16 protein-coding genes and 1 pseudogene are annotated in these 18,901 nt (G+C 69.2%); 4 read left to right on the top strand and 13 right to left on the bottom strand.

The window, feature by feature from the left end:
- Positions 1-151: 151 nt before the first annotated feature.
- Positions 152-592 carry an Lrp/AsnC family transcriptional regulator gene (locus AC1DXV_RS03915; RefSeq protein ID WP_047510267.1) on the bottom strand — a complete coding sequence of 147 codons (441 nt, stop codon included), beginning with the start codon at positions 590-592 and terminating at the stop codon, positions 152-154.
- 120 nt (positions 593-712) lie between these two features.
- Between AC1DXV_RS03915 and AC1DXV_RS03910 the strand changes: the two genes are divergently transcribed.
- From AC1DXV_RS03910 to pcaF, 4 genes and pseudogenes are all read left to right on the top strand, one after another.
- Positions 713-1,831 carry a saccharopine dehydrogenase family protein gene (locus tag AC1DXV_RS03910; protein WP_477932563.1) on the top strand — a complete coding sequence of 373 codons (1,119 nt, stop codon included), beginning with the start codon at positions 713-715 and terminating at the stop codon, positions 1,829-1,831.
- Positions 1,832-1,925: 94 nt separating this feature from the next.
- Positions 1,926-2,594 (top strand): annotated as a pseudogene (locus tag AC1DXV_RS03905) (3-oxoacid CoA-transferase subunit A); the annotation flags it as partial.
- A 119-nt stretch (positions 2,595-2,713) separates the two neighbouring features.
- Positions 2,714-3,340 carry a 3-oxoacid CoA-transferase subunit B gene (locus tag AC1DXV_RS03900; protein ID WP_477871605.1) on the top strand — a complete coding sequence of 209 codons (627 nt, stop codon included), beginning with the start codon at positions 2,714-2,716 and terminating at the stop codon, positions 3,338-3,340.
- 9 nt (positions 3,341-3,349) lie between these two features.
- Positions 3,350-4,552: a 3-oxoadipyl-CoA thiolase gene (gene pcaF / locus AC1DXV_RS03895; protein ID WP_477932561.1), complete on the top strand. Its 1,203-nt coding sequence runs from the start codon at positions 3,350-3,352 to the stop codon at positions 4,550-4,552.
- A gap of 152 nt (positions 4,553-4,704) precedes the next feature.
- Here the strand turns inward: pcaF and AC1DXV_RS03890 are convergent, their stop codons facing one another.
- From AC1DXV_RS03890 to AC1DXV_RS03835, 12 genes are all read right to left on the bottom strand, one after another.
- Entirely contained in the window at positions 4,705-5,586 is an 882-nt protein-coding gene (locus AC1DXV_RS03890; protein ID WP_477867738.1) for an EamA family transporter, read from the bottom strand.
- Complete coding sequence (locus AC1DXV_RS03885) at positions 5,583-6,689, bottom strand: GGDEF domain-containing protein (protein WP_477867736.1); 1,107 nt, start codon at positions 6,687-6,689, stop codon at positions 5,583-5,585. Before AC1DXV_RS03885 ends, AC1DXV_RS03890 begins: the two co-directional genes overlap by 4 nt.
- Before the next feature lie 51 nt (positions 6,690-6,740).
- Positions 6,741-8,027: an FGGY-family carbohydrate kinase gene (locus tag AC1DXV_RS03880; RefSeq protein WP_477867734.1), complete on the bottom strand. Its 1,287-nt coding sequence runs from the start codon at positions 8,025-8,027 to the stop codon at positions 6,741-6,743.
- A gap of 66 nt (positions 8,028-8,093) precedes the next feature.
- Positions 8,094-8,408 carry an L-rhamnose mutarotase gene (locus AC1DXV_RS03875; protein ID WP_477867732.1) on the bottom strand — a complete coding sequence of 105 codons (315 nt, stop codon included), beginning with the start codon at positions 8,406-8,408 and terminating at the stop codon, positions 8,094-8,096.
- Positions 8,408-9,373 (bottom strand): ABC transporter permease, encoded by a 966-nt coding sequence (locus AC1DXV_RS03870; protein ID WP_477867730.1) that lies wholly within the window; start codon positions 9,371-9,373, stop codon positions 8,408-8,410. Before AC1DXV_RS03870 ends, AC1DXV_RS03875 begins: the two co-directional genes overlap by 1 nt.
- On the bottom strand, positions 9,370-10,362 hold the full coding sequence (locus tag AC1DXV_RS03865; RefSeq protein ID WP_477867728.1) for an ABC transporter permease: 993 nt from the start codon (positions 10,360-10,362) through the stop codon (positions 9,370-9,372). The genes AC1DXV_RS03870 and AC1DXV_RS03865 overlap by 4 nt, the downstream gene beginning before the upstream one ends.
- A complete protein-coding gene (locus tag AC1DXV_RS03860; RefSeq protein WP_477932558.1) occupies positions 10,359-11,894 on the bottom strand; it encodes a sugar ABC transporter ATP-binding protein in 1,536 nt (511 codons plus the stop codon). Before AC1DXV_RS03860 ends, AC1DXV_RS03865 begins: the two co-directional genes overlap by 4 nt.
- Positions 11,894-12,823: a rhamnose ABC transporter substrate-binding protein gene (rhaS, locus tag AC1DXV_RS03855; protein ID WP_156155090.1), complete on the bottom strand. Its 930-nt coding sequence runs from the start codon at positions 12,821-12,823 to the stop codon at positions 11,894-11,896. Before rhaS ends, AC1DXV_RS03860 begins: the two co-directional genes overlap by 1 nt.
- Before the next feature lie 126 nt (positions 12,824-12,949).
- Positions 12,950-14,242 carry an L-rhamnose catabolism isomerase gene (gene rhaI, locus AC1DXV_RS03850; protein WP_477869876.1) on the bottom strand — a complete coding sequence of 431 codons (1,293 nt, stop codon included), beginning with the start codon at positions 14,240-14,242 and terminating at the stop codon, positions 12,950-12,952.
- A 31-nt stretch (positions 14,243-14,273) separates the two neighbouring features.
- Positions 14,274-16,373, bottom strand: coding sequence for a bifunctional rhamnulose-1-phosphate aldolase/short-chain dehydrogenase (locus tag AC1DXV_RS03845; protein ID WP_477932556.1), 2,100 nt, complete (start codon positions 16,371-16,373; stop codon positions 14,274-14,276).
- A 229-nt stretch (positions 16,374-16,602) separates the two neighbouring features.
- Positions 16,603-17,532, bottom strand: a complete 930-nt coding sequence (locus tag AC1DXV_RS03840) for a LysR family transcriptional regulator (RefSeq protein ID WP_477867761.1) — start codon at positions 17,530-17,532, stop codon at positions 16,603-16,605.
- 36 nt (positions 17,533-17,568) lie between these two features.
- On the bottom strand, positions 17,569-18,882 hold the full coding sequence (locus AC1DXV_RS03835; protein WP_477932554.1) for a lipase family protein: 1,314 nt from the start codon (positions 18,880-18,882) through the stop codon (positions 17,569-17,571).
- Between the last annotated feature and the right edge of the window lie 19 nt (positions 18,883-18,901).

The following is an 18,901-nucleotide window of genomic DNA, read 5'->3' as shown; positions in this document are numbered from 1 at the left end:
CGCCGGAGATCATGTGTTGCACGAGGGACGCGCTTGCGAGATTTTCGGCCGCGGGTGCCTTGACTTGAAGTTCATTATCCCGAGGGACACCCGTCCTCACACCTGCTAACTCTGACAGGAAATAGGGGTAGCGGGCTGTCGTCCGTGACTTTTACCGCTCTATTCGCGTCGACAGCACGATCGCCGACGTGGTGCGCTCGACGCCTTCGAGCGCGCCGATGCGGTCGATCAGCGCATCGAGCTCGCCGATCGACTGCGCCGCGACGATCGCGATCAGGTCGAACGGGCCGCTGACCGAGTGCAGCACGCGCACCTCGGCGATCTTGCGCAGCGCCGCCTCGATCGCGGCGCTCTGGCGTGGCGCCACCGTGATCAGCACATGGGCACGGACCAGTGCCGCCTCGAGTTCATCGGGCACCACGATCGTGTAGCCGGCGACGACGCGCTGGCGCTCCAGCCGCTCCAGCCGGCTCTGCACCGTGGTGCGCGACAAGGCCAGGCGCCGCGCCAGCTCGGCGGTGGAGGCGCGGGCGTTCTCGCGCAGCAGCGCGAGCAGCGCGTGATCGGTCTTGTCGAGGATGGTTTTGTGCATTTCGTCGGAGCGTATCGGCGATATGCCGGAATGTGCCCGTCGTTTCGTTGAATTTCAAGCTGCCTTTTGATCTGATGCTGCCGACAATCGCCGTCACTCCCCACAGCACGCGAGGCGGCAATGAAAGACATCCTGGTGATCGGCGGCGGCAAGATCGGCTCCGTGGTGGGGGCCCTGCTGGCCTCGGCGACCGCTGGTGAGCGCTACACCGTGACGGTGGCCGACCGCTCGGCGACCCAACTGGCCGAGATCGCGACCGAGATGGCCGGCACGCCCGGGCTGTCGACGCTGGTGCTGGACGTGAACGATGCGCAGCAGCTGCGCTCCGCGCTGCGCGGCCGCTTCGCGGTGCTGAGCGCGGCGCCCTACCACCTGACGGCCAAGGTCGCGCAGGCCGCGCGCGACACCGGCGTGCACTACCTGGACCTCACCGAAGACGTGGCCAGCACCCGCCGCATCCGCGAGCTGGCGGTGGGCGCCAGCACCGCCTTCATCCCGCAGTGCGGGCTGGCGCCCGGCTTCATCTCGATCGTCGCCGCCGACCTGGCGAGCGGCTTCGACACGCTCGACAGCGTGCGCATGCGCGTCGGCGCCTTGCCGGCCTACCCGAGCAACGCGCTGAACTACAACCTGACCTGGAGCACCGAGGGCGTCATCAACGAGTACTGCGAGCCCTGCGAGGCGATCGTCGACGGYGTGAAGCGCGAGGTGCCGGCGCTCGAGGAGCGCGAGGAGTTCTCGCTCGACGGCGTGCTGTACGAGGCCTTCAACACCTCGGGCGGATTGGGCACGCTGTGCGAGACGCTGGCCGGCAAGGTGCGCACGCTGAACTACCGCACGATCCGCTACCCCGGCCACGCCGCGATCATGAAGGCGCTGCTGCACGACCTGCGGCTGAAGGACCGGCGCGACGTGCTGAAGGACATCCTCGAACAGGCCGTGCCGACGACGATGCAGGACGTGGTGATCGTGTTCGTCACCGTCTCCGGCATGAAGGACGGGCGCCTCGTGCAGAGCACCTACGCGCGCAAGACCTATGCGCACGTGCTGGCCGGCAAGCTGCGCAGCGCGATCCAGATCACCACCGCGAGCAGCCTGTGCGCGATCCTCGACATGCTGGCGAACGGCCAGCTGCCGCAGCAAGGCTTCGTGCGGCAGGAAGACGTGAAGCTGGCCGACTTCCTGGCAAACCGCTTCGGCCGCGTCTACGCGATGGACGAACTCGCAAAAGCGGCTTGAGACGGGCCGCCTGGGCGGTTTAAACTGTTCCCATAAAGAACTCGAGTTCGTCAAAAGAACTTTTTGACGAAGCCCGGGTCTTGCGAGGAACAGCATGATCAACAAGCTCTGCGATTCGGTGCAGGACGCGCTGGCCGGCGTGCCCGACGGCGCGACGGTGATGATCGGCGGCTTTGGCGGCGCCGGCCAGCCGGGCGAGCTGATCGATGCGCTGATCGCGCAAGGTGCGCGCGACCTGACCATCGTCAACAACAACGCCGGCAACGGCGAGACGGGCCTGGCCGCGCTGCTCGCGACCGGGCGGGTGCGCAAGATCATCTGCAGCTTTCCGCGCCAGGTCGACTCGCAGGTGTTCGACGGGCTGTACCGCAGCGGGCGCATCGAGCTGGAGCTGGTGCCGCAGGGCAACCTGGCCGAGCGCATCCGCGCGGCCGGGGCCGGCATCGGCGGCTTCTTCACGCCGACCGGCTACGGCACCGAACTCGCGCGCGGCAAGGAAACGCGCGAGATCGACGGCCGCATGTACGTGCTCGAGTCGCCGATCCATGCCGACGTGGCGCTGATCAAGGCCGAGCGCGGCGACCGCTGGGGCAACCTGGTCTACCGCAAGACCGCGCGCAACTTCGGGCCGATCATGGCGATGGCGGCGAAGCTGAGCATCGCGTCGGTGCACGAGGTGGTGGCGCTCGGCGAGCTCGACCCGGAGCACATCGTGACGCCGGGGATCTTCGTGCAACGGATCGTGCAGGTGCCGCGCAGTGCCACCGGCCCGGCCGGCTTCAAGCACGCCGACGCGAGCGGGCCGAGCGCCGGGCCGCTCCCAAGCCGGCCCGCCGTCCCCTCGGGGGACCGGGCGATGTACCCATCGACCGAGGGGCTGTCATGACACGCGACCAGATGGCGGCCCGTGTGGCGCGCGACATCCCCGAGGGCGCGTACGTGAACCTCGGCATCGGCCTGCCGACGCTGGTGGCCAACCACCTGCCGCGCGAGCGCGAGATCTTCCTGCACAGCGAGAACGGCCTGCTCGGCATGGGCCCGGCGCCGGCCGCGGGCGACGAGGATTTCGACCTGATCAATGCCGGTAAACAACCGGTGACGCTGCTGGCCGGCGGCGCGTTCTTCCACCATGCCGACAGCTTCGCGATGATGCGCGGCGGCCACCTCGACATCTGCGTGCTCGGCGCGTTCCAGGTGTCGGCGCGCGGCGACCTGGCGAACTGGCACACCGGGGCGCCCGATGCGATCCCCGCGGTCGGCGGCGCGATGGACCTGGCGATCGGCGCGAAGAAGACCTTCGTGATGATGGAGCACCTGACCAAGTCCGGCGAGAGCAAGATCGTTGCCGAGTGCAGTTACCCGCTGACCGGCGTGGCCTGCGTGAGCCGCATCTACACCGACCTGGCTGTCATCGACGTGACGGCCGCGGGCCTGAAAGTCGTGGAGACTTTCAACGGCCTGCCCTTCGATGAACTGCAGCGGTTGAGCGGCCTGCCGCTGATCGCCTGAAAGACTGTCATGACCGATGCCTTCATCTGCGACGCGATCCGCACACCCTTCGGCCGCTACGGCGGCGCGCTGTCGTCGGTGCGCACCGACGACCTTGGCGCGATCCCGCTGAAGGCGCTGATCGCGCGCAACACCCGCGTCGACTGGGACGCGGTCGACGACGTGCTGTTCGGCTGCGCGAACCAGGCCGGCGAGGACAACCGCAACGTGGCGCGCATGTCGGCGCTGCTGGCCGGCCTGCCGATCGGCGTGCCGGGCATGACGATCAACCGGCTGTGCGGCTCGGGCATGGACGCGGTGGGCAGCGCGGCGCGCGCGATCCGCAGCGGCGAGGCCGGCCTGATGATCGCCGGCGGTGTCGAGAGCATGAGCCGCGCGCCGTTCGTGATGCCGAAGGCCGAGAGCGCGTTCAGCCGCAACGCGGCCATCCACGACACGACCATCGGCTGGCGCTTCGTCAACAAGCTGATGAAGGATCTGCACGGTGTCGATTCGATGCCCGAGACGGCGGAGAACGTGGCGGCCGATTTCGGCATCGCGCGCGACGCGCAGGACCGGATGGCGCTGGCCTCGCAGCTGAAGGCGGTCGCGGCGCAGAAGGCCGGCTTCTTCGATGCCGAGATCACGCCGGTGACGATCGCGCAGAAGAAGGGCGAAGCGCTCGTCGTGACGCAGGACGAGCACCCGCGCGAGACCTCGTTGGAAGCACTCGCGAAGCTGAAGGGCGTGGTGCGGCCCGACGGCACGGTGACGGCCGGCAATGCCTCGGGCGTCAACGACGGTGCCTGTGCGCTGCTGCTGGCGAGCGAAGCCGCCGCGGCGCGCCACGGCCTGACGCCGCGGGCTCGCGTGCTCGGCATGGCGACGGCCGGCGTGCCGCCGCGCATCATGGGCATGGGCCCGGCACCGGCGACGCGGCGCGTGCTGGCGCTGACCGGGCTGCGGCTCGACCAGATCGACGTGATCGAGCTGAACGAGGCGTTCGCAGCGCAGGGCCTCGCGGTGCTGCGCGACCTCGGGCTGCAGGACGACGATGCGCGCGTCAACCCGAACGGCGGCGCGATCGCGCTCGGTCACCCGCTCGGCGCGAGCGGTGCGCGGCTGGTGACGACCGCGGTGAACCAGCTGCACCGCAGCGGCGGGCGCTATGCGCTGTGCACGATGTGCATCGGGGTCGGCCAGGGCATTGCGGTGGTGATCGAGCGGGTCTGATCCACATCCGTTCGCCCTGAGCCCGTCGAAGGACCTGAGCCTGTCGAAGGGTCGGACTGAGCTTGTCGAAGGCCTTGCGCGCTTCGGGCACTACCCTTCGACGGACGGGCCTTCGACAGGCTCAGTCCCTGCTCAGGGCGAACGGAAGTCTGCTATCCGGCGGGCCGCCAGCGCGGCCACAACAGGTTCAGCGCCAGCCCCGCCATCACCAGCCCGGCGGCGATCAGCTTCCAGGCCGGCAGCGATTCGCCCAGCCACCACGACGACGCGGCCATGCCGAACACCGGCACCAGCAGCGCCATCGGCGTGATGGTGGCTGCCGGGTGGCGCGCCAGCAGCCAGCCCCAGGCGGCGTAGCCGAAAAGCGTGTTGCCGACCGATTGCCACAGCACCGAGGCCCAGGTCACCGCATCGGCCTGGCGCAGGCCGGCCTCGATCGCCGCGCTGCCTTCGAAGCACCACGACAGGATGAACAGCGGCGGCACCGCGAACGCGCTGGTCCACACGACGTAGGCCAGCATGTTCACGCGGCCGGCCGCGCGGCTGACGATGTTGCCGCCGGCCCACGACAGCGCGGCGAACAGCACCATCAGCACGCCGGCCACGGTGGTGTCGCCGCCGGTGTGCGAACCGATCACGACGATGCCGGCGGCCGCCAGCCCCAGCGCCACCCACTGGAACGGGCGCACGACCTCGCCGGTGCCGCGCATCGCCAGGCCGATCGTGAAGAACACCTGCGTCTGCACGACCAGCGACGCGAGCCCCGGCGTGATGTGCCCGCGCATCGCGAGGTACAGCACGCCGAACTGGCCCACGCCGATCAGCAGCCCGTAGGCCGCGAGGTTGCGCCACGGCACCGCCGGGCGCGGCAGGAAGAACACCGCAGGCAGCAGCGCGAACGTGAAGCGCAGTGCGGCGAACAGCAGCGGTGGCAGGTGTGCGAGGCCGAGCTTGATGACGACGAAGTTGGTGCCCCAGACCGCGACGACCAGCACCGCGAGAAAAAAGTGGCGCGCCGGCAAGGGGGCACTCATGCGAGTACCACGCGGTTGCGCCCCGCCCCTTTGGCCGCGCGCAGCGCCTGGTCGGCACGCGCGATCGTCTCGGCCACCGATTCGCCGGCCCGGTGCTCGGTGACGCCGGCCGAGAAGCTGACGTGCATCGGCGGCCCTTGCGCATCGATCTGCATCGCGAAGATGCGTTCGCGCAGCCGCTCGAGCCCGAGGCGTGCGAGCGAGGCGCGGGTGTCCGACAGCAGCAGCAGGAACTGCTCGCCCTGCCAGCGCCCGAGCAGGTCGGAGATGCGGATCACGTTGATCGCCTCGCGGGCGAAGCGCTTCAGCAGCCGGTCGCCGAACTCGTGGCCCTGCTGGTCGTTGATCTTGCGGAAGCCGTCGAGGTCGATCATCGCGAGGCAGAAGGTGTAGCCGGAGCGCACGCCGCGCTGGCGTTCCTGCTCCATCAACTCCTGCATGTGGCGGCGGTTGATCAGGCCGGTCATCTCGTCGCGGGTCGCGAGGTCCTGGATGCGCGCGAGCGCCACCGACAGCTCCTTCTTCTGCCGCCGCATCCGCTCGCGCAGGCGGCTGAGCTGCCCGGCCAGCACCGCGATCGCCGGCACCATGATCGCGATCATGATGAAGTGGCCCCATTCGACCGCCGGCTCGTAGGTGGCCGGGTCGTGCCAGGCCATCGCCGCCATCGTCGCGCCGAACAGCGCGACCGCGAACAGCGCGATGCGCATCACCTGGGCGGGTGGCAGCGCATACATGCTGAACATGAAGATCACCATCAGGATCGGAAAGGCGCCGCCGCGGCCCGCGCCGGCCAGTGCGTAGCCGGCCGCGCCGCAGACGATCGCGAACACCATCTGCGCCTGCGTCAGCGCCGGGTCGGGCAGCTTCAGGTTGAGGCCGCTGCGGATCACGCCGAAGAAGACCGCGAAGCCGCCGGCGAGCAGCGCGCTCCACAGCGCAACGGGCCCGGCGGGCGCGAGGCCGGCGACCACGAGGTACTGCATGTTGAGCACGCTGCCGAGCACCAGCAGCATCGCAACGCCGCATTGCACGAGCCGCAAGCGCTGCTTGGGTTCGGTGCCGAGCACACGGTCGGCGAGAGGGGCGAGGACGGTCCGCACGGGGCGTGAGGTTATCAGCCCCGCGAACCCCGGCCGCGCAAGGTCACGGGTTCAATCGTTCCAGCGGGTTAACGCCAGTGCACCGAGCACGGTGCCGTCGATCGCGGCATCACCGACCTGGCAGCGGTGGCTGGGCAGCGATTGCGCGAGCAAGGCGAGGTAGGCGGCATTGCGGGCGAGCGGGCCTTCGACGACGACCGGCGACGGGCCGGACAGCGCCCGCACGCGCTCGGCGGTCATCGTGGCGCAGTACTGCGCGGCCAGCGTCGCGCGCTGTGCCGCGCTGAGCCGTTGCGTGGCCTGAGCGGTGATGTCGCTGCCCTGGCAGACGATGCGCGGGCCGTCGCCATCGGCCGAGGCCACGGCCTGAATGCCGGCCTCGGCCAATGCGGGCAGGCAGGCGAGGTCGGCCGCATCGGGGTCTGCCCCGGCACACAGGGCCGCATGGTCGCGCCCACCCATGAAGCGCGCCGTCGGCACCAGGTCCTGCGCGACGGACACATTGGCGAGCATGTCGGCCGACAGGTCCAGCCGATCGACCGATCCGCCGCAGGCCATCACGACGGTCCAGGTGCCCGAGGTCACGAGTGTCATCGCCGGCGAGCGCTTCAGGTGGCGCGCGAGGCAGGCATTGCTGTCGTGCACGCCGGCATGGATGAAGCAATCGGCCGGCAGGCCAAGGCGCTTCGCCAGTTCGGGGCGCACGGGGCCGAGCACGTCCCACGCCGACCGCAGCGGCGCGAAGCGGCGATCCCAGCCTTCGGCCCGCGCGAGCCGCGACCAGCTGCGAGCGACCGGCGCCCACAGATGCGTGTGGCAGCCCAGTGAACTCGCCTCGCTCGCCGCCACCCCGCTCAATCGCCAGGCCCAGTACTGCGGATACGGCAGCAGCGTGGTCGCGCGCGCGAACTCCCTCGGAAACTCGCGCGACAGCCAGTACCAGGGACGCGCCGCGTTGAGCCCCATCGGCAGATGCGGCGACTGCGTTTCGCGCAGGTCGCCCACGGCATTCGCATAGGCCTCGCGCCGGTCCGCATAGGCATCGAACTCGTAGTCGACGATCGGAACCACGAGGCCGCTCGCATCGATCGCGGCGAAAGCGGCGCCGTGCGTGCTCGTGATGATCCGATCGATGTGGAACTCCAGCGCCAATGACGCGAGGCTGCCCCACAGCCATGCCTCGATGCCGTCGGTGTCGAGGGCCGCGTAGCCGGCGGGGCTTGGGACGCTCGCGTTGTCTTTCGTGCGGACCGCCAGGACGTGGTCGCTCGCGTCGAGGGCGCAGAGCTTGACGTGGGTCTTGCCGATGTCGAGCACGACGGTGGCTTGTGGCTTCATCGCTTGCCTGGTTCTGTGCGTCGCGGCGGGTGGCGGGGGGAAAAGACGGGTCAGGGGGTTGAGCATTCATTCAAGATGAAACATCGGCGTCAAGGCCACGACCTGAGGCGCCCGTGAAGGCTCGACCTCCATCAATCCGGCCATCTCCGCCCACCAGCGCTGCATCACCGGATGCGAAGGCAACTCATCCATCCGATGATCGACAGGACGGCGCAGCACCGCGAACAGCGCCAGGCTCTCCTCGTCGAGAAAGATGCTGTAGTCGCGCACGCCGGCCTCGTGCAGCAGGCTCGCGAGCTCCGGCCACAAGGCATCGTGGCGGCGCTTGTACTCGGCCGCGCAGCCCGGCTTCAGGCGCATCCGGAACGCGATCTGCTCCATCACAGCAGCACCCGCGGTCCGCGCAGCAAGCGCGGCAACACCATCGAGACGATCAGCAGCACGCCGACGATCATCGCCATCACGATGCCCGAGACGTTGGCCATGCCGAGCGCGAACGTGAACAAGCCCAGCAGCAGCACGGCCAGCAGCACGCCGACGATGCTGCCACGCCCACCCTCTATCGCGACACCACCGAGGATCACCATCGTCACCGCGTCCAGCTCCCAGCCGAGTGCGATGTTCGGGCGCGTGCTGCCGATGCGGCCGGTCAGCAACACCGCTGCCAGCGCCGCCATCAGGCCCGCGAAGACGAACAGCGCGAAACGGTGGCGGTCGACCTCGATGCCCGAGAAGCGCGAGGCGATCGGGTTCGCGCCGATCGCGACCAGCCGCCTGCCCGTCACGGTGCGGTGCAGCAGCACGCCGACGGCCACCGCCATCACCAGCAGGATCGCGAACTCGATCGGCACGATCAGCCACGGCAGCCCGATCAAGTCACCCAGGTAGCCGTTGCCCAGCACCGACAACGCCTCGGGGTAACCGGTGATCGCCTGGTCGCCCAGCACCACCAGCGCAATCCCGCGGTACAGCGACAGGCTGCCGATCGTCACGACGATGGATGGCAAGCGGTACGCGGTGACGAGCCAGCCGTTCAATGCGCCGGCCGCGGCACCGGTGCCGAACGCAGCCAGCAGCATCAGCGGCAGGCCGGCACCAGCCTTCATCGCGAAGCCCATCGCCAGCGAACACAGCGACAGCGTCGCGGCGATCGACAGGTCGATCTCGCCGGCCACGATCAGCAACGCCATCGCCAGCGCGAGCAAGCCCTTCTCGCTGAAGTTGAAGCTGCTGTCGGCCAGTGCGTACGGCGACATGAAGCCGTCGATGCCGAGGCCGAAGCCCGCCAGCAGCAGCACCAGCAGCGCGAGCAGCAGGCGCTCCCAGGTCCCGAACGCCTTCGTCATGCCGGCACCTCCCGTCGCTCCAGGATCTGCCGGCCACTGCGCCGCTGCGCGCCGGCATTCACCGCCACCGACACCAGGATCACGAGGCCGGCAATCGCCTGCTGCCAGAACGGCGACACCTGGATCACCGGCAACGCGCCGTTGACGACGCCGATGAACAGCACGCCGAGCAGCGCACCGGCGACGCTGCCGACCCCGCCGCCGATGCTGACGCCACCGATCACGCAGGCGGCGATCACCGTCAACTCATACCCGGACGCCAGTTCGGTGAAGGCGATCGCATAACGGCCGACCCACAGCAGCCCCGCCAGCCCGGCGAGCGCGCCCGACACCGCGTAGACCAGCAGCAAGCGCCGCCGCAACGGGATGCCGACATACGCCGCCGCGGTCGGGTTGCCGCCGAGCGCATACAGCTCGCGCCCCTCGCGCCGCCAGCGCAGGAACACCACCATCGCCAGCATCACCGCCGCGGCAATCCACACCAGCGCCGGCAGCCCCAGCCACTGCTCGCGCGGCAGGCCCTTGATCACCGGGTGGATCTGGTGGTCGGAGATCCACGCCCCCTGGCTGGCGACGAAGATCGCACCCCGGTACGCCGACAAGGTGCCCAGCGTCACGACGATCGGCGGCAGCTCGAAGAACGTGATCAACCAGCCGTTGACGAGGCCGAGCACGGTGCCCGTGGCGATCGCCAGCAGCACCAGCGGCACCACCCCGAGCTGCGGCATCGCCCGCCCCGCCAGCGCGCACAGCATGCCGGTCAGCGCGAGGTTCGAGGCGGCCGACAGGTCGACACCGCGCGTCAGCAGCACCAGCATCTGCCCCATCACGAGGATCGCGAGGATCGCCGAATCGTTCGCGATGTCGAGCGCGTTGTGCCAGGTCAGGAACACCGGCGCGCGCACCCCCACCGCCAGCGCGATCGCGACGATGATCGCCAGCAGCGCGATCTCGCGGTGGCGCCCACCCAGGCCCTTCAGGCGCGTCATGCGGCCAGCTCCCGCAGCTCGAGCGGCGCCTGCGGCCGCGGTGGCGCGGCCAGGCCCGACGCTGCTGCCACGACAGCCTCCGCTTCTGCGCCATCGCGCGCGAACTCCGCCACCTGCCGCCCGCGCCGCATCACGATCACCCGGTGCGCCAGGTTCATCACCTCCGGCAGCTCCGACGACACCAGGATCACCGCCAGCCCCTGCGCCACCATCTCGCCGATCAGCTGGTACACCGCCTGCTTCGCGCCGACGTCGATGCCCTTGGTCGGCTCGTCGAGGATCACGATGCGCGGGTCCAGCCCCAGCCACTTCGCGATCACCACCTTCTGCTGGTTGCCGCCCGACAGCCCCGCCATCGGCGTGTGCGGCGAACCGGTCTTGATCTGCAGCCGCTCGATCATCCGCTGGCACAGCGCCGATTCGCGCAGCGCCGACAGCCACGGCCCGCGCGCGAAGCGCGACAGCCCCGCCAGGCTGATGTTGTGCTGCACCGAGAAGCTCAGGATGCCTCCCTGGCGCTGCCGCTCTTCGGGCACGTAGGCGATGCCGGCCGCGATCGCATCGCCGGCACGGCCCGGCCTGAAGCGCTTGCCGTCGATCTCGAACTCGCCGCGCGCTTCGGCATTCAGCCCCATCAGCGCGAGCATCGCCTCGCTGCGGCCCGACCCCACCAGCCCGTAGAAGCCGAGGATCTCGCCGCGCCGCAATTCGAACGACAAGCCGTCGAACTCGCTCGGGTGCGAGAGCCCGCGCACGCGCAGCACCACCTCGCCCGGCGGCGCGGCCGGGGCCGGGTAGATCTGCTCGATCGCGCGGCCGGCCATCAGCTTCACCAGCTCGCGCTCCTCGGCCTGCGCGATCGGGCCGCAGCCGACCGACGCGCCGTCGCGCAACACCAGGTAGCGGTCGGCCACCGCGAAGATCTCGTCGAACTTGTGGGTGATGAAGATCACGCCGACGCCCTGCTCGCGCAGCGTGCGCACCAGGCCATAGAAATCGCGGATCTCCTGCTGCGACAAGGCCGCCGTCGGCTCGTCGAGGATGACGACCGAGGCCTGCTGCGACAAGGCCCGCGCGATCTCCACCAGGTGCCGCTCGGCCAGGCTCAGGTCCTTGACGAGCGCGCCGGGCGCGAAGCGCGCGCCGATCTTCGCGAGCACCTGCGCCGCCTGCGAATGCATCGCGGGCCAGTCGATGAAGGGCCCGCGCTGCAGGTGCCGGCCGATGAAGATGTTCTCGGCCACCGACAGCTCGTCGAACATCACCGTTTCCTGGTGCACGGCGACGATGCCGGCGGCCTGCGAGGCCTGCGCATGCGCGAAACGCAGCGCCCGCCCGTCGAGCTCGATCGTGCCCTCGTCCGGCTGCACCACGCCGGTCAGGATCTTCACGAGCGTCGACTTGCCGGCACCGTTCTCGCCGACCAGCGCCAGCACCTCGCCGCGCTGCAACGCGAGGTCGACACCGCGCAGCGCGTGCGTCGCCCCGTAGCGCTTGTGGATGCCGCGCAGTTGCAGCAGCGGAGAGATCATCAGAAGAATTTCGCGAATTTCTCGACGTTGCCGGCGTCGTAGGTGAACGGTTCGGCCATCGCCGCCTCGTTGTTCGCGTCGAGTGCCACCGTGCCGACGCGGCCCAGCGACACCTTCTCGCCCGCCGCGCCCTTGGCCTTGCCGTGCACGAACTGGTGCGCCGCATACACCGCCGAGTAGCCGAGGTCGATCGGGTTCCAGATCGCGAACGACTTCACCGCACCGCTCTTCACGTGGCCGGCCATCTCCGACGGCAGCCCGAGGCCGGTGACGAACAGCGTGCCGACCTTCTTCTCGTCCTGCACCGCCTTGGCCGCGGCCGCGACGCCGACGGTGGTCGGCGCGACGATCGCCTTCAGGTTCGGGTAGCTCTTGAACAGGCCCTGCGCCTCGCGGTAGCTCTTGTCGGTCTGGTCGTCGCCGTAGACGACGCTGACCAGCTTCAGCCCGGTGTACGGCGGCTTCGCGAGCACCTTCTTCATCTCGTCGATCCAGATGTTCTGGTTGGTCGCCTGCGCGGTCGCCGACAGCACCGCGATCTCGCCGGTGGCGCCGATCGCGTCCTGCGTCATCTTCACCAGCTTCTCGCCGATCAGCGCGTTCGACGACGGGTTCAGGTGCATCAGCCGGCCGTCCTTGCGCACGCCGGAATCGAACGACACCACCTTGATGCCGCGCGCCATCGCCTTCTTCAGCGCCGGCACCAGCGCGTCGGGGTCGTTGGCCGAGATCACGATCGCCTTCACGTTCTGCGCGATCAGCGAGTTGATGATCTCGATCTGGCCCTCGGCCGTCGCCTTGGCCGGGCCGGTGTAGATGATCTCGACGTCCTTCAGCTCCTTGGCCGCTTCCTGCGCGCCCTGGTTGGCGGCATCGAAGAAGCCGTTGCCCAGGCTCTTGACGACCAGCGCGATCTTGTCGGCCGCCATCGCGCCAGGGGCGAAAGCCGCGCACACCAGCGCGGCCAGCAGAACTTGCAGAGGTTTCTTCACGGGTTTGTCTCCTGATGGTTTTATGGACTGACGGGGAACGTGAAACGTGGAATCGAAAAAGCGTCAGACGATGCCGCTGCTCGGGCCCGACGCGGGCCTCGCCTCGGCGACACGGGCGCGGTAGCCGCTCGCGCGGTAGGCCGCCACCGGCTCGATCGCGCCGCCGGCCTCCAGCCGCACGCGCTGCAGGATCGGCGTCACGTCGGTCTGGAAGGCCTGCTTCAGCGCCTGCGCGGCCATCAGCACGTCGTTCGCATCCTGGTGCGCGGCCAGCGCCTGGCGGTCGACCAGCAGCGCCTGCGCGCAGCAGCGCTGCACGCTGGCGGCGCTGGTCATCAGGCTCTCGATCGGGTCGGTGACGTTGTGCGACTGGTCCAGCATGTAGGCCGGTGCAAAGTCAGGCGCGCCGGACTGCGCCGCATCGACCAGCTCGTTGAACACCAGGAACAGCTGGAACGGGTTGATGCTGCCGCTGTCGAGGTCGTCGTCGCCGTACTTGCTGTCGTTGAAATGGAAGCCGGCCAGCTTGCGGGCATGCACCAGCCGCGCAACGATCATCTCGATGTTGACGTTCGGCGCGTGGTGGCCCAGGTCGACCAGGCAGCGCGCCTTGTCGCCCAGCGCCTGCGCGGCCAGCAGGCTGGAGCCCCAGTCCTGGATCACCGTCGCGTAGAACGCCGGCTCGAACATCTTGTGCTCGAGGAACATGTGCCAGTCGGCCGGCAGCGCGGCATAGATGCGCCGCGTGCTGTCGAGGTAGCGCTCGAAGCTGCGCCGGAAATGCTGCTGGCCGGGGAAGTTGGCGCCGTCGCCGATCCACACCGTGATCGCGCGGCTGCCGAGTTCGCGGCCGATCTCGATCACCTCGAGGTTGTGCGCGACCGCCTGCGCCCGCACCGCCGCGTCGGCGTGCGTGAGGCTGCCGAACTTGTAGCTGAGCGGCTGGCCCTTCTGGTCGGAGAAGGTGTTCGAGTTCACCGCATCGAACGCGAGGCCGCGCATCGCGGCATGCTCGCGCAGCTCGCTGTAGTCGCTGCACTTGTCCCACGGGAAGTGCGGCGAGACGGTCGGCGTGCAGCGCGCGAGCTGCTGGATCACGCTGCAGTCCTCGATCTTGTCGAACACGTCGCGCGGCTCGCCGGCGCCGGGGAAGCGCGCGAAGCGCGTGCCGCCGGTGCCGACGCCCCACGACGGCAGCGCGACCGCGAAGGCGGCCACCTGGCGGCGCACCGCATCGATGTCGATGTCGCGGCGGGCGAGCTGGGTGCCCAGCGCGTCGTAGTCGTCGCGCACGCGCGCGGCGAGCGGCGCGTTCTGCGATTCGACCAGGCTGGCGGCGATCAACGGTGTCGGCATGGCGTTCTCCTTGGATCAGCGCGCTTCAGGGTCAGCGCGGGAAGGCGGCGAGGTTGCCCGCATCCACATTGAGGATGTTGCCGGTCGACTTGGCCGACAACTCCGACGCGAAGAAGCAGGTGGCCTCGGCGATGTCCTCGGGCAGCACGCTGCGCTTGAGCATCGAGCGGTCGCGGTAGAAGGCTTCGAGTTCATCTTCGCTGATCTTGTTGGCGGCGGCCCGCTCCTGGCTCCAGGTGCCCGTCCAGATCTTGCTGCCGCGGATCACCGCATCGGGATTCACGACGTTGGCACGGATGCCCAGCGGCGCCCCTTCGAGGGCGAAGCAGCGCGCGAGCTGGATCTCGCTCGCCTTCGCCGCGCAATAGGCCGAGGCCTGGTTGCTCGGCACCATGCCGTTCTTGCTCGCGATGAAGACGATGCTGCCGCCGCTGCCCTGCGCCTTCATCACGCGGAAGGCCTCGCGGCCGACCAGGAAGTAGCCGGTCGACAGGATCGACTGGTTGCGCATCCACAGCGCGAGCGAGGTGTCCTCGATCGGCGCGGCCGATGCGATGCCGGCGTTCGACACCAGGATGTCGAGGCCGCCGTAGTCGATCGTCGCCTCGGCATAGGCGCGCAGCACCGCGGCCTCGTCGGTCACGTCGCAATGCAGCGTGCGCACCACGTCGCGGCCGAAGCGTTTCGACAGCTCCGCGCCGACCTGCTCCAGCGCCTGCGTGTCGATGTCGAGCAGCACCGCGCAGGCGCCGTCGGCCAGCAGCCGTTCGACGATCGCGCGGCCGATGCCGCCCGCGCCGCCGGTCACCAGCGCCACCTTGCCGACCAGCGGCTTGGGCTTGGGCATGCGCTGCAGCTTGGCCTCCTCGAGCAGCCAGTACTCGATGTCGAAGGCCTCCTGCTCGGGCAGGCCGACGTAGCGGTCCAGCGCATCGGCCTCGCGCATCACGTTGATCGCGTTGACGTAGAACTCGCCGGCGATGCGCGCGGTGGCCTTGTCCTTCGCGAGCGAGACCATGCCGACGCCGGGCAGCAGCACGATCACCGGGTTCGGGTCGCGCAGCGCCGGGCTGTCGGCGCGCCTGCAGCGCTCGTAGTAGGCGCTGTAGTCGGCGCGGTAGGCGGCCAGCCGCTCCTCGATCGCGGCGGCGAGCGCGGCACCGTCGAGCGCGTACAGCGCGGCCGGCAGGATCAGCGGGCGGATCTTGGTGCGCAGGAAATGGTCGGGGCACGAGGTGCCGAGCGCGGCCAGGCGTTCGAGGTCGCGGCTGTTGACGAACTCCTGCACCGTGGCCGAGCGGTCGACGTGCGCCAGCTTGTGGCCGCTGCGCGAGACCGCGCCGCGCAGCACCGGCAGCAGCCGCGCCAGCAGCGCGTGCTGCTCGGAGCCGGCCAGCGGCTCGCGCGCCGCACCGCCGAAGCTGACCAGCTTGCGCTCGCGCCGCTCGGCCTGCAGCCAGGCCTGCGCCTCCTGGATCACGCCGACGGTGTTCTCGTAGCAGCTGCGCGCATCGTCGCCCCAGGTGAACAGGCCGTGGCCGGCCAGCACCAGGCCGCGCAAGCCGGGGTGCTCGGCGACGTGGCGCTGCAGCTGCATGCCGAGCTCGAAGCCGGGCCGCCGCCACGGCAGCCAGCCGACCGTGCCGCCGAAGATCGTCTGCGTCAGCGCGCGGCTGTTCTCCATCGCGGCGATCGCGATCACCGCGTCGGGGTGCATGTGGTCAACGTGCCGGAACGGCAGGTAGGCATGCAGCGGGGTGTCGATGCTGGCGGCGCGCGCGTTCAGGTTGAAGGTGCAGTGCGGCAGGTAGCCGACCATCTCGTCTTCATGTGCGGGGCCGCGGTACAGCGTCTGCAGCGCCTGCAGCTTGTCGAGGTAGAGCGTCGAGAAGCCGTCGAGCTTCATCGAGCCGAGGTCGCCGCCGGAGCCCTTGACCCACAGCACCTCGGTGTCCTGCTGCGAGAGCGGGTCGCGCTGCAGCAGCTTGGCAGAGGTGTTGCCGCCGCCGTAGTTCGTGATGCGCAGGTCGGAGCCCAGCAGGTTCGATCGGTACAGCAGGCGGCCGGGCTCGTCCAGGCGCTCGGCGTGGGCGGCATCCCAGGTCGGGAAGGGGTGGGTCGGATCAGTCATGGAGACGAAATCTAGGAGCCTCCAGGCATAAGGACAAGCAATGGTTTCTTATTGAATGAGAAAGGAACCCTGATGAGTTCGTAGCCCGGATGCCAATCCGGGGATCGTCGGTCACGTCGACGGCCGCTCCCGGATTCCCGCTGCGCTCCATCCGGGCTACGAACTCGGGGAAAACGTGGGGGACGCGTGCTGTCGGCGGCTCTCGCGACACCGCGCCGACCACGGGCAATCACCCGCCCTTCAACTCGCAATGCGCCAGCCGCGCCCCGTGCTCCAGCACGAACTCGCGGAACGCCGCGCTCACGCCGGTCAGCACGCCGTCGCGGCGGTGCAGCAGGCACCAGTCGAGCAGCTTGGGCATGCCGGCGAGGTCGAGCACCGCCATGCGCCCGGCCGCCAGCTCGATCTGGAACGCATGCGCCGACATGAAGCTGATGCCCATGCCCGCCATCACCGCCTGCTTGATGGTCTCGTTGCCCGACAGCTCCATCGTCACGTTGACCTGCAGCGACTGCGACTGCAGCAGGTGCTCGAGGAACTGCCGCGTCGCCGAGCCCGGCTCGCGGAAGATGAACGGTTCGCCCTTCAGCTCGCTCCACGCGATGCGCCGCTTGCCGGCCAGCGGGTGCGTGGGCGCCGCGACGATGCAGTGCGGGTGGCGTGCGAAGGCCTCGGCCTCGACATCGGCCTCCGACGGCGGGTAGCCGGCGATCGCGACATCGATCTGGTGCTCGTTCAGCAGCGCGAGGATGGTCTCGCGCCGGTCCACCGACAGCTTCAGCTTGACCTCGGGAAAGCGCTCGCGGAACGCCATCATCAACAGCGGCGCGAAGTAGTTCGCCGTCGGCACCACGCCCAGGTGCAGCTGGCCGCGCGTGCTGCCCTCCCCCGAACTCATCGAGGTCAGCGCCTCCTCGGCCTGGCGGATCGCGCCGAGGATGCCGCGCGCATGGCGCAGCAGTTCGTCGCCCGCCTCGGTGAGCTGCAGCCCGCGGCCCTGCTTGCGGAACAGCGGCAGCCCGAGCTCGTCTTCGAGCAGCCGGATCTGCATCGACACCGCCGGCTGCGTGAGATGCAGCTGCTCGGCGGCGCGCGAGTGGCTCAGCGTGGTCGCGGCGGCCTCGAAGGCGCGCAGCTGGCGCAGCGTCAGGTTCTTCATGGGCCGCAAGCTTAGGGCCTGCAGCCGCGCCCCCGATCAGCGGCCACCCAACTCGGAACTGCTCAGGCGCATCGGAGCATCGGCACCCGGGTCGTCCGACGACGAGTACAGCTTTTCACATTGCTCTTTTGCAGGATCCTTCCACCAGATGGGATTGATATTCTTGGAGCAATAGCAGTCGGGATGGCCTTTCGTGAGCAGCGCAAACTGATCTTCGGCAACCGGCCGCGCACGCACTTCCTTCGACAGCTGCCGATAGAAGCGCGGCATGCTGTGGTTGGCGATGATGTTGCCGTGCAGCAGATCGAACTCGAGCTCGGTGATGTTCTCGCTCAACGAATAGAACAGCCGCAGGAAGGAGCGCACATAGGCCAAGGCCTCCCCCTTCTCGTAGATGCGCCATACCGGCACATTGCAATGCATCACCTTCGGGTCAACGCAGGACCAGTAGGCTGTCACCGGCGAAGGGTCGAAGACGACCGCGGCCTCGACCTCGGCGCTGCGATAGGCAAACAGCTGGGCCAAGCCACCGCCCAGCGAGTGCCCGGTCGACACGATGTGCCAGCGGTCGATGGGCCGGCCCAACGCCTCCTTGATGTCGAGCTTGGTGCGATCGATCACCTGCTCGACCATGTCCGACACCTGGTTGTACTGATCGTGTCCCGGCACGACCCACCGCAAATTGCTGTACCAGTCGGCCAGGCTCGTGAAGTCCGTGCCGCGAAACGCGACGGCGACACTCACCGAGCCGTCGGCCTCCGGCCGATAGAACACTCCGAAACGCAGGCCAAGCCATTCGCGCCCGGCCGGCAGGTCGGCCGTGTCGTCACTGCGGTCGCTGGCGTAGGTGTGCAGTCGGCTCCAGCCGTGATCGGCCGCTGCGAAGCCTCCGTCGCAGTCGGAGTCGGACACCGGGTCGGATGCGCTGGCTGCTTCGCCGGCAACTGCCGGCTTCGGGACTTTGCGGCGCTGGTACAGGTCATCGCAGTAGACGACCGCCGACAGCATCGCGTACGGAAGAATCGCCGACGCATGTTGCGCGACCTCGTCGGCCAGCATCGGTTGCTTGGTGCGCTTGCGGAAATCGCGTCGAAACGCGTGCAATGGTTCAGCGGGCTTTTCCGCCTTGTCCGGCAGCACCGCATCGGCCGCAGGCGTCGTCGGCGGGTCCAGTGCGCCGGGAGTCTTTGGTGGTGGGTCTTGCGGAGGCAGCACCTTGTCCGGCGGGGGCCCGGCTTCCACCTCCTGCGCCTGCGGATCCACCGGAGCTTCCTGCRCCCCTGCCCCTGCAGCCGCGCCCAGCAGCAGCGCCGCCACGGCTGCTCGCCCCCATGCGTTCGAAATGACCATGCCTGCCTCCGCGCCTGAA

Source organism: Rhizobacter sp. P3_C12 (assembly GCF_056402735.1).
The sequence above is the reverse complement of the archived record's forward strand: the minus strand, read 5'-3'. Positions and strand labels throughout refer to the sequence as shown.